Raw genomic sequence first — 8744 nt, forward strand, 5'->3', positions numbered from 1 at the left:
TTTTATCCTTACTTCCGGCCGGAGTGGCTATCGTCTTGCGGGTGGAGACGGCGCCACGCGTGGCGCTTCAGCATCACCCAGGCCGCACTGCCGATCAGCGCCGACAGCAGCAGCGCCGCCAGCGCCATCAGTACCGAGTGCTGGTTGGCATACCACACCACGATCATGTACCACGGCATTTCACCGCTCGGGAACTGCGGCCCGACGCGGAAGCTGCGGATACCGTTCTCATCGGTGATGATGGCGGTATCACCGCGGATGCCGGCGTTGATGCGCGCCGAATTCAAATCATCGTGCAAACGCAGCAGCTGCTGATCGCTGGTGGCGACCGTCATCACCACCAGACGATCGGCGCTCCACGGTGAGCGATAGCTGACAAAGCCGCGCCACGCTTCATTTGAGGAGAAGTAGCGATCGGCATCCAGCTGCTGGCGAGACCAGTCACCGGTCAGCCAGCCGCGCAGCTTATCGACGGTGGTCGGCTCTTTAACGCCCAGCGTGTTGCCGCTGGTCTGGTAAGCAGTGCCGGCCAGCATCTGCTGCGTGAAGGCGCTGTGCTGCATGGTGCTCACCGCCAGTACATCGCTGTGCTGCAGGCGCGTCAGATTGGTGCCGCCATTCGGCAGGCCGAACAATACCTGGTTCTGTACCAGCGGCACGCCGGTGGCGTTACCGGCGCGCGCGGCCATGTCCAGCAGCGTGGCGATCTCGGCATCACCCGGCGCCTCCGGCAGCAGCAGCGTGGTTTGCGAAAAATCCGCCAGCCGCGAGAACGGGAACGAAGCACCGACGAAGTACGACAGGTTCGGCAGCATGGTGAAGTGACGCGTGTGGCTCAGATCGATCCACGAATCCTCTTCGATACGGCTCTTGATGTTGTTGTTGAGCAGCACGCCGCACGCCGCATCCGCCTTTGGCTTGATGTTGAAGTAGAGCGCCAGCTGGTTGTCGCCGTAAATCAGGTATGGCTCCAGCTTCAGCGTGTACTGCTCCTGGCGTGCATCGCCGCCCAGCCGGTGCCAGGCGCTCTCCAGCAGCCCGACTTTGTTCACCGTCAGGTTGCGCAGGAAAGTGCCGTTCAGCGTGACGTTGAGGAACGAATTGTTTTCATCGATCCAGCTTTCCGACGGGAAGCGGTAGTGCAGATTGACCGGAATCGCGTCGCCGTCCCACAGGAACAGATCTGGTGCCGCGCGGAAGTTAACCCGCAGCGCATCATGCCAGATACCGGTGGTGGTCAGGCTCTGATCTTTACGCAGCAGCTCGCTGAGGCGCACCGGGCGGCTGGTGTTAATCCAGCGCGGTGCGTCGTACGGTTTGCGCGTGCCAATCGGCTGCGGCGGTACGTTCAGGCTGCTGGCATCGGTGGCCAGCGGCTGCGTGGTCAGGCGGTTGGCCGCCTGGCGCAGCTGGGCATCATCTGCACCGACCACCAGCAACAGTTTGTACACCGGATTGTTAGGGTTATCGATCACCTGCAGCAGCGGACCACGGGCTGCGGGCAGCGTCACGCTGCCGATTTTGTCACCCGGATGGCCGATCAGGATACCGTTGTGCTCGGGCAGATCGCCGCGCACCACCGGGAAACGGATGCCACGGTAATCCGACTGAATGCCGAGCCAGGAAGCCACCAGCGCGGCGGCGCTGACGCTATCCGGCGAAACGTTAGCGGCAAAACCAAAGGTTACGCTGGCGGGCGTCATGCGCTGCACATCAATAAACGGACGCGGGAAGTTGCGCAGGCTGGTGCCGATGTTGAGCTGCTGGCCTTCAAGGCTGAGCGTGGTTTTCGGCAGAATGGTGACCTGATACTGCTGCGCGCTCTCTTTTTCGCACAGCAGCTTGTCGGCATCGTTGATTTTAAAGCTGAGGTTATTACTGGAAACCACCATCGCCGCCGGAATATCCAGCTGATAGTCGCTGACATCGCTGTCGCTGGCACCCAGCGGCAGGGTGCCGAGCGGCTGACCGTTGAGCATCAGCTGCAGCGACGTGTTGCGCGCCGCCAGCGCGGCAGAGACGCGCAGCGACAGGTTGAGCCGCGCATTAGTGATCACCTCATCGCCCGGCAGGGTAAACAGAATACCGGACTGCAGCTGGCCGCCGGTAAGGGTGATGCCGCGCGGCTGCCCCATCTGCGCCACCGAAATGGAGCTGCTCACCGGCTGGTTTAACAGCGCGCCAGCGGGCTCAGCGGCAGCCGGTGCCTCTGCAGCCACCTGCGGTATGACGATGTCAGGCGCCGCCGATGCTGCTGGCGGTGCTGACTCTGCCGACTGTGCGGGTGCTGTATTTTCCTGCACCGGCGCTGCATCGCCCGGCGTGTACGGCGCGTCGCCCGCGGCCTGCTTCAGCTGCGGATCGGCACTGCCATCCAGCCCCTGCGGCGGCGGTACGTCAGAGAGCGCGGCGCTGTCCTGGGTTACCGCCGGCGTCTCTGCCCAGGCAGGGGCGAGCAGCAGCGTGGTGGTCAGCGCGCTGGCCAGCAGCGTGTACGTCAATGTTTTCATGCTGCGCTGTCCTCTTTGGCCGTTGTCTGGCCATCACGCTTGCGCGCCTCACGGCGATCTTTCCAGCTCAGCCAGAACAGCTCAAAGACGGTACGGATGATGGTGCCGAGCGACACCAGCGGATTGTCCTGCTTATATTCCGGCTGGATCCACGCATCGGCCCGCGCCAGCACCACGCGCACCAGTTCACGGCGGCGCGCCAGCGGCATCGCGCCAAAGCGCAGGCGAATGGTCTCCTCATCACCGGAGATCTTGCTCACCGGAATGGTGATGGCACCCGATTTCAGCAGCAGATCGATCTCTTCGATTTCATCGTGCTCATGCCGGTTGTCTGGCGCATCCAGCTGCGCGCCGCCCATCGACAGATCGCTGGTTTGCGTGCGCGAAGAGATGCCGCTGGCATAGTGAATCACCGCCGGGATCTGCACTTCGATACGAATGGTTTTACGCACCTGTTTGGTTTCACGCGCCACGGCAATCGCCGCCATCAGGATGATCAGGCTGAACACCGCCCAGCCGACGTTGAGCGCTATCACATACGGGTCCACCCCGAAGTAATCATGCGCCACGGCGCGCACCACGCCGGCCACGATGCCAATCGACAGCAGCGCGGCAACGATGACGTGAGGCCGCACGATGTGGAAGTCAAAGAAGCCCTGGTCCAGCAGGCCGCCTTTATCCGTCACGTTGAATTTGCCGTGCTTTGGCGACAGCAGGGTCAGCAGGGTCGGAATCACCAGGTGGAAGCACATCACGGTTTCGTAGATTTCACCCCAGAAGGTGTAGCGGAATTTGCCATTCATGCGCGAGTTAACGTACAGCGACATCACCAGATGCGGCAGTACGTAAGCGAAGATGAGTGACGCCGACGAGTGGATAATATTCAGGTTAAATAGCAGGTAAGCCAGCGGCGCGGTGAGGAACGCCACGCGCGGCAGGCCGAACTGGAAGTGCAGCATGGCGTTGAGGTAGCACAGACGTTGCTGCCACTTGAGCCCACGGCCCAGCAGCGGATTGTCGACGCGGAAAATCTGCGTCATGCCGCGCGCCCAGCGGGTACGCTGAATCACGTGCAGCCCCAGACGTTCGGTCGCCAGACCCGCCGCCAGCGGAATTGCCAGGAACGCCGAACCCCAGCCGAGACGCTGCATTTTCAGCGCGGTATGTGCGTCCTCGGTGACGGTTTCCACCGCGAAGCCGCCAATCTGTTCCAGCGCGCTGCGGCGGATCACCGCACAGGAGCCGCAGAAGAACGTGGCGTTCCAGTTGTCGTTGCCCTGCTGCACCGGGCCGTAAAACAGCGAGCCCTCATTCGGGATGCTGCGCGCGGCGCGCAGGTTACGTTCGAACGGATCCGGCGAGTAAAAGTAGTGCGGCGTCTGCAGCAGCGCCAGCTTCGGATCTTTCAGGAACGGACCGACGGTGGCCTGCAGGAACGTGCGCGTCGCCACGTGGTCGCAGTCAAACACGCAAATCAGCTCGCCTTTGGTGATTTTCATGGCGTGATTGAGGTTGCCGGCTTTGGCGTGGCGGTTATCGTCGCGGGTGATATAGCCGACGCCAACATCGGCGGCAAATACCGCGAACTCGCTGCGTTTGCCATCATCCAGCAGGTAAACTTTGATCTTATCGCGCGGGTAGTCGATACACTGCGCCGCCAGCACGGTATCCCGCACCACGTCGAGGCTTTCGTTATAGGTCGGCACGTAGACATCGACCGTCGGCCACAAGCGGGTATCATCCGGCAGCGGTTCGATGGTGCGTTTTAATGGCCAGCTGGTTTGCAGGAAGCCGAGAATTAAGATCAGCCAGACATACAGCTCGGCCAGATATAAGCCGATACCGAGAATCGCTTCAATTTCGGAATTAAACTGCAGCGTTTCCGTGGTGCGCCACCAGATATATCGGGTCGACATCAGCGCGGAAAGAAAAACCATCACAATGGTTATTTTACGGCTTTTACTGAAGCCCAGTAAAAACATCATGCCAATACTGATCAAACCAAAAATATACTGTTTCTGGCTGTCCATAGGCGTGATGACGATTACCGCAGCGACCGGTGCAAGCACCAGCAGCAGCAGGTAAAACCCGAGTTTACTCATGATTCACCCTGAAAAAGCTGTGTTGTTATTATTTGAACCAGGCCGCTGGCGGCCGGGCTTGTTAATAATGACTGCGGATCGGTGCCTGAACTTCGCCGTTGCCTACGTTGATATTCAGGATATTCGCTACCCGTTTTGCCACCAGTTCAATATCAAACGCCGCTGCCGAAGCCGGGCTGAAATCATAGATTGACTGCTGCGAGGCATTGGCCTCCGCCACGCTTTCATCGCGGTGCACCACGCCGAGTAAATTATCGCCCAGCCGCTGCTGCATAAATGCGGTCACTTCACGGCTGATATTCCGGCGATTATCACTTTGGTTAAGCACGAAATAATGACCGTGCTGATTATTTAATGGCTGGCCAATCATGCGATGGTTTTCAATTTGCGGCAGCAGCGCCACCGAGGCGGTATCCGCCAGCATCACCACTAAATGCATATCGGCCAGCGCCTGCATGGCTTTTAACGCCGGACCGGGTCCCGGCGGAAAATCCGCAATAATCACCAGACCCGGATAATTCAGAACGGTATCCAGGCCGCGTTTTAAGAAATGGGCATCGTGCGCCAGGTTGTGTTCGAAGCGCTCACGCTGCGCTTCAGTCACTTCACCGTAAGGCATGACAAAGATGTTGCTGCCGGTGGTAAGGATCGACTGACTCCAGTCAGCCTGCTCTTCCGAGCGCGCCACAAAGCCGCGGCTGTCGTGCAGCGGTACGCCAAAATGCAGGCGCAGCGCATTTTGTACGTCAAAATCGATCGCCAGCACTTTGCTGCCGGCACGCGCCAGACTCCAGGCCAGGTTGGCCGCCATGGTGGTTTTTCCTACTCCCCCTTTTGGCGAGCACACACAAACTAATGGCATAGCGCGATCTTCTCCAGTAACGGTTTGAGCAGTGTTTCTTTAGATAAATGAACCGGTTCCGCCCCACGCGAGCGGAACAGTGCGCCAAAGCGCGAGGGCGTAGCAGGCTCCGGCTGCGCCACGGCGGGCGCAGTGGCCGGTGCTGCGGCAGCAGGGGCAACAGCCTGTTCAGCGACCGGCGCGCTGACCGGCGGCGGTGGGAACAGTGAAGTGGCCGCCTGACGCGCTACGTGCGTGGCTGCTGGTGCCAGCGACGACACGGACGCGGCAGTGGGCGCGCTGCTTGCCGGTGGAAACAGCGCGCTACGCGGTGCTCAGTCCGCGTTTGCCGGCGCGCTGGCGGCGAGGCTCTGCAGCAGCGATGCCTTTTCACTGCGGGCGACGGGCGCCGGATTAAGAGCCTGCGGCGGCGCGACAAACTCATCGCCGCGAATCGGCTGCGGCTGCGGCAGATCGACGCGCTGGCCGCTACCCAGCTCCGGCTCATCATCCGTCGCCAGCTGACGGATGATCGCCCACTGGCTGTGATCGGCTTCCAGCGATTGCCCGGACATATCCTTAAAAGCAATGTCCAGCGTTTGCGTTTTTTCCTGGAAACGCTGCAGATCGTCGTAGTTCTTCATGATCAGAGCCTGTTAAAGCGGAGGGGTAATTTCCGCGAATATAACACACACGTTAAGACACGGTGAGAGAATTCTGATTATTAAAACCGCAGATTCGACAAAAGAGTTTTATCTGAAAGATTGAAAATATGCAGATGCAAAAAGCATGCACTGATTAATTGAGCAGGATTAATAAAAATCGATTAACGGAAATAGCAGCCGGAAGATAATTAAAGTAATACACTGATAATAAAAAACATATCATTGAAATGTGCAGTTATCTCTGGCCGTGACGGCGCTCACACAATGCGGCACGGATTCAGAATTTGCCTTAACCTTTTCGCTGTGGTTCAGGACCAGCGATTTAAAGATTCAGTCGCGTAATACATTTCTGCCATCGCAGGCGATTAAGACACGTCAGGTTAATTTTACTCATGTATCAGGCCACCAATAACAAAGGCTCCCGCAGGAGCCTTTCGCACTGGCTGGCCGTAATTACGGCGTCGCCACCGGCTGATTCTCATCCTGGTCGACGGCGAAGCAGGCGATTTGCTGCTCACCATACTGCTTCAGTTTCGGCTGCAGCTGCACGCAGGTACCGAAACGACGGCGGCAGCGTGCGTTGAACGCGCAGCCCGGCGGCGGATTCAGCGGGCTCGGCAGCTCACCGGTCAGTTTGATGCGCTCGCGGCGTTCGTCCGGATTGAGGCGTGGCGTGGCCGACAGCAGCGCCTGAGTATACGGATGGCGCGGATTGCTGAAGATCGCCTCTTTGCTGCCCTTTTCCACACAGCGGCCGAGGTACATCACCATGACTTCGTCGGCGATGTGCTCCACCACCGACAGGTCATGCGAGATGAACACATAGGACAGGCCGAGATCCTGCTGTAAATCCATCATCAGGTTGAGCACCTGAGCGCGCACTGAGACGTCGAGCGCCGAGACCGGCTCATCGGCAATCAGCACGTCGGGATCGAGCATCAGGCCGCGCGCAATAGCGATACGCTGGCGCTGACCGCCGGAGAACATGTGCGGATAGCGATCGTAGTGCTCAGTTTTCAGGCCCACTTTGGCCATCATCTCCAGCGTTTTTTCCCGCCGCTCCGCTTTGCTCAGCGCGGTATTGATCACCAGCGGCTCTTCCAGAATCTGGCTGATTTTCTTACGCGGATTGAGCGAGCCATACGGGTTCTGGAACACAATCTGGATTTTCTGCCGGCGCAGTTTTTGCGCCTGCGGATCGTGTTTCAGCAGATCCTGCCCGTGCCAGTACAACTCGCCGGCGGTCGGCGTTTCAATCATCGTCAGCAGGCGACCCAGCGTGGATTTACCGCAGCCGGATTCGCCCACCACCGCCAGCGTTTTGCCACGCTCGAGGTTAAAGGAGACGCCGTCCAGCGCCTTCACCAGGCGCTCCTGGCCGAACAGGCCCTTTTTCACCGGATAGTGTTTTTTCAGGTCAATTGCCTGCAGCAGGTAATCCTGCTTCGTGTTATCAAGACTCATAAGTCGGTCTCCCGGCATCATCCAGTGGGAAGTGACATTTGGACTGGCGGCCCGGAATATCGCGCAGCTCAGGTTCTTCAGTACGGCAGCGGTCGGTCACGTACGGGCAGCGCGGATTGAGCAGACAGCCGTTAGGGCGGTCATACTTGCCCGGCACCACGCCCGGCAGCGACGCCAGCCGCGCTTTGTCGGCGGCAAACTCCGGCAGCGCACGCAGCAGCGCCTGCGTATACGGGTGACGCGGCGCTTTAAAGATATCCACCGCTTTGCCGCTCTCCACCACCTGACCGGCGTACATCACGATGATGTGCTGCGCCGCTTCGGCCACCAGCGCCAGATCGTGCGTGATCAGGATCAGCGCCATGTTCTCCTGCTTCTGTAACTCCAGCAGCAGTTCGATGATTTGCGCCTGAATAGTTACGTCGAGCGCCGTGGTTGGCTCATCGGCAATCAGCAGCTTCGGCTTACAGGCAATGGCCATGGCGATCATCACGCGCTGGCTCATGCCGCCAGACAGCTGATGCGGATAGACATCAAGTCGCGACGCCGGATCGGGAATGCCCACCTGCTCCAGCAGGTCGATGGCACGCTGACGCCGTGTGCGCTTGCTGCCGCCCTGATGCACCTTCAGCGCTTCCATGATCTGGTAGCCCACTGTATAGCACGGGTTGAGGCTGGTCATCGGGTCCTGGAAGATCATCGCCACTTCTGCGCCCACCAGCTGGCGGCGCTCTTTTTCGGAGATGCGCTGCAGGTCGCGCTGATTGAACTCCAGCTTCTCTGCTTTCACGCGGCCGGGATAGTCAATCAGCCCCATGATCGCCAGCGAGCTGACCGATTTACCGGAGCCGGACTCGCCGACAATCCCGACGACCTGGCCCTGTTCTACCTGGTAGCTGATGCGGTCAACCGCACGGAACGGTGCCTTTTCGTCGCCGAAATGCACCGACAGTTTTTCTACATTTAATAACGCCATCTCGGTGCCTCTTTACTGCTTGAGTTTCGGGTCGAGTGCATCACGCAAACCATCGCCCATGAGGTTAAAGGCCAGAACCGTCAGCAGGATGACCACTCCGGGGAAGGTCACGACCCACCAGGCACTCTGCGCATACTGCAACACGTCGGAGAGCATGGTGCCCCACTCCGGCGTCGGCGGCTGCGC

The 8744-nt window shown here is 59.5% G+C and carries 5 protein-coding genes and 2 pseudogenes; all 7 read right to left on the minus strand.

Annotated features, from left to right (window positions below; all coding sequences use genetic code 11):
- Positions 1-8 precede the first annotated feature (8 nt).
- The gene (gene bcsB, locus ERD80_RS15710) at positions 9-2510 is read right to left on the minus strand and encodes a cellulose biosynthesis cyclic di-GMP-binding regulatory protein BcsB (RefSeq protein ID WP_136547569.1); all 2502 of its coding nucleotides are present in this window, start codon (positions 2508-2510) and stop codon (positions 9-11) included.
- Positions 2507-4612 carry a UDP-forming cellulose synthase catalytic subunit gene (gene bcsA / locus ERD80_RS15715; protein WP_059010816.1) on the minus strand — a complete coding sequence of 702 codons (2106 nt, stop codon included), beginning with the start codon at positions 4610-4612 and terminating at the stop codon, positions 2507-2509. Before bcsA ends, bcsB begins: the two co-directional genes overlap by 4 nt.
- A 61-nt stretch (positions 4613-4673) precedes the next feature.
- Entirely contained in the window at positions 4674-5474 is an 801-nt protein-coding gene (gene bcsQ / locus ERD80_RS15720) for a cellulose biosynthesis protein BcsQ (protein WP_031279622.1), read from the minus strand.
- Positions 5465-6097: pseudogene (gene bcsO / locus ERD80_RS15725) on the minus strand (cellulose biosynthesis protein BcsO). The gene bcsQ and the pseudogene bcsO overlap by 10 nt, the downstream one beginning before the upstream one ends.
- 474 nt (positions 6098-6571) lie before the next feature.
- Entirely contained in the window at positions 6572-7582 is a 1011-nt protein-coding gene (dppF, locus tag ERD80_RS15730) for a dipeptide ABC transporter ATP-binding subunit DppF (RefSeq protein WP_021507018.1), read from the minus strand.
- On the minus strand, positions 7572-8558 hold the full coding sequence (dppD, locus tag ERD80_RS15735; RefSeq protein WP_021507019.1) for a dipeptide ABC transporter ATP-binding protein: 987 nt from the start codon (positions 8556-8558) through the stop codon (positions 7572-7574). Before dppD ends, dppF begins: the two co-directional genes overlap by 11 nt.
- 12 nt (positions 8559-8570) lie before the next feature.
- A pseudogene (locus ERD80_RS15740) lies at positions 8571-8744 on the minus strand (dipeptide ABC transporter permease DppC); the annotation flags it as partial.

The organism is Pantoea sp. R102 (assembly GCF_004916815.1).
Classification (GTDB): domain Bacteria; phylum Pseudomonadota; class Gammaproteobacteria; order Enterobacterales; family Enterobacteriaceae; genus Pantoea; species Pantoea dispersa.

Excerpts from the sequence above, each read along its gene's own strand:
- bcsA (WP_059010816.1), bottom strand. The coding sequence starts at position 4,612 with ATGAGTAAACTCGGGTTTTACCTGCTGCTGCTGGTGCTTGCACCGGTC.
- dppF (WP_021507018.1), bottom strand. The coding sequence starts at position 7,582 with ATGAGTCTTGATAACACGAAGCAGGATTACCTGCTGCAGGCAATTGAC.
- dppD (WP_021507019.1), bottom strand. The coding sequence starts at position 8,558 with ATGGCGTTATTAAATGTAGAAAAACTGTCGGTGCATTTCGGCGACGAA.
- bcsB (WP_136547569.1), bottom strand. The coding sequence starts at position 2,510 with ATGAAAACATTGACGTACACGCTGCTGGCCAGCGCGCTGACCACCACG.
- bcsQ (WP_031279622.1), bottom strand. The coding sequence starts at position 5,474 with ATGCCATTAGTTTGTGTGTGCTCGCCAAAAGGGGGAGTAGGAAAAACC.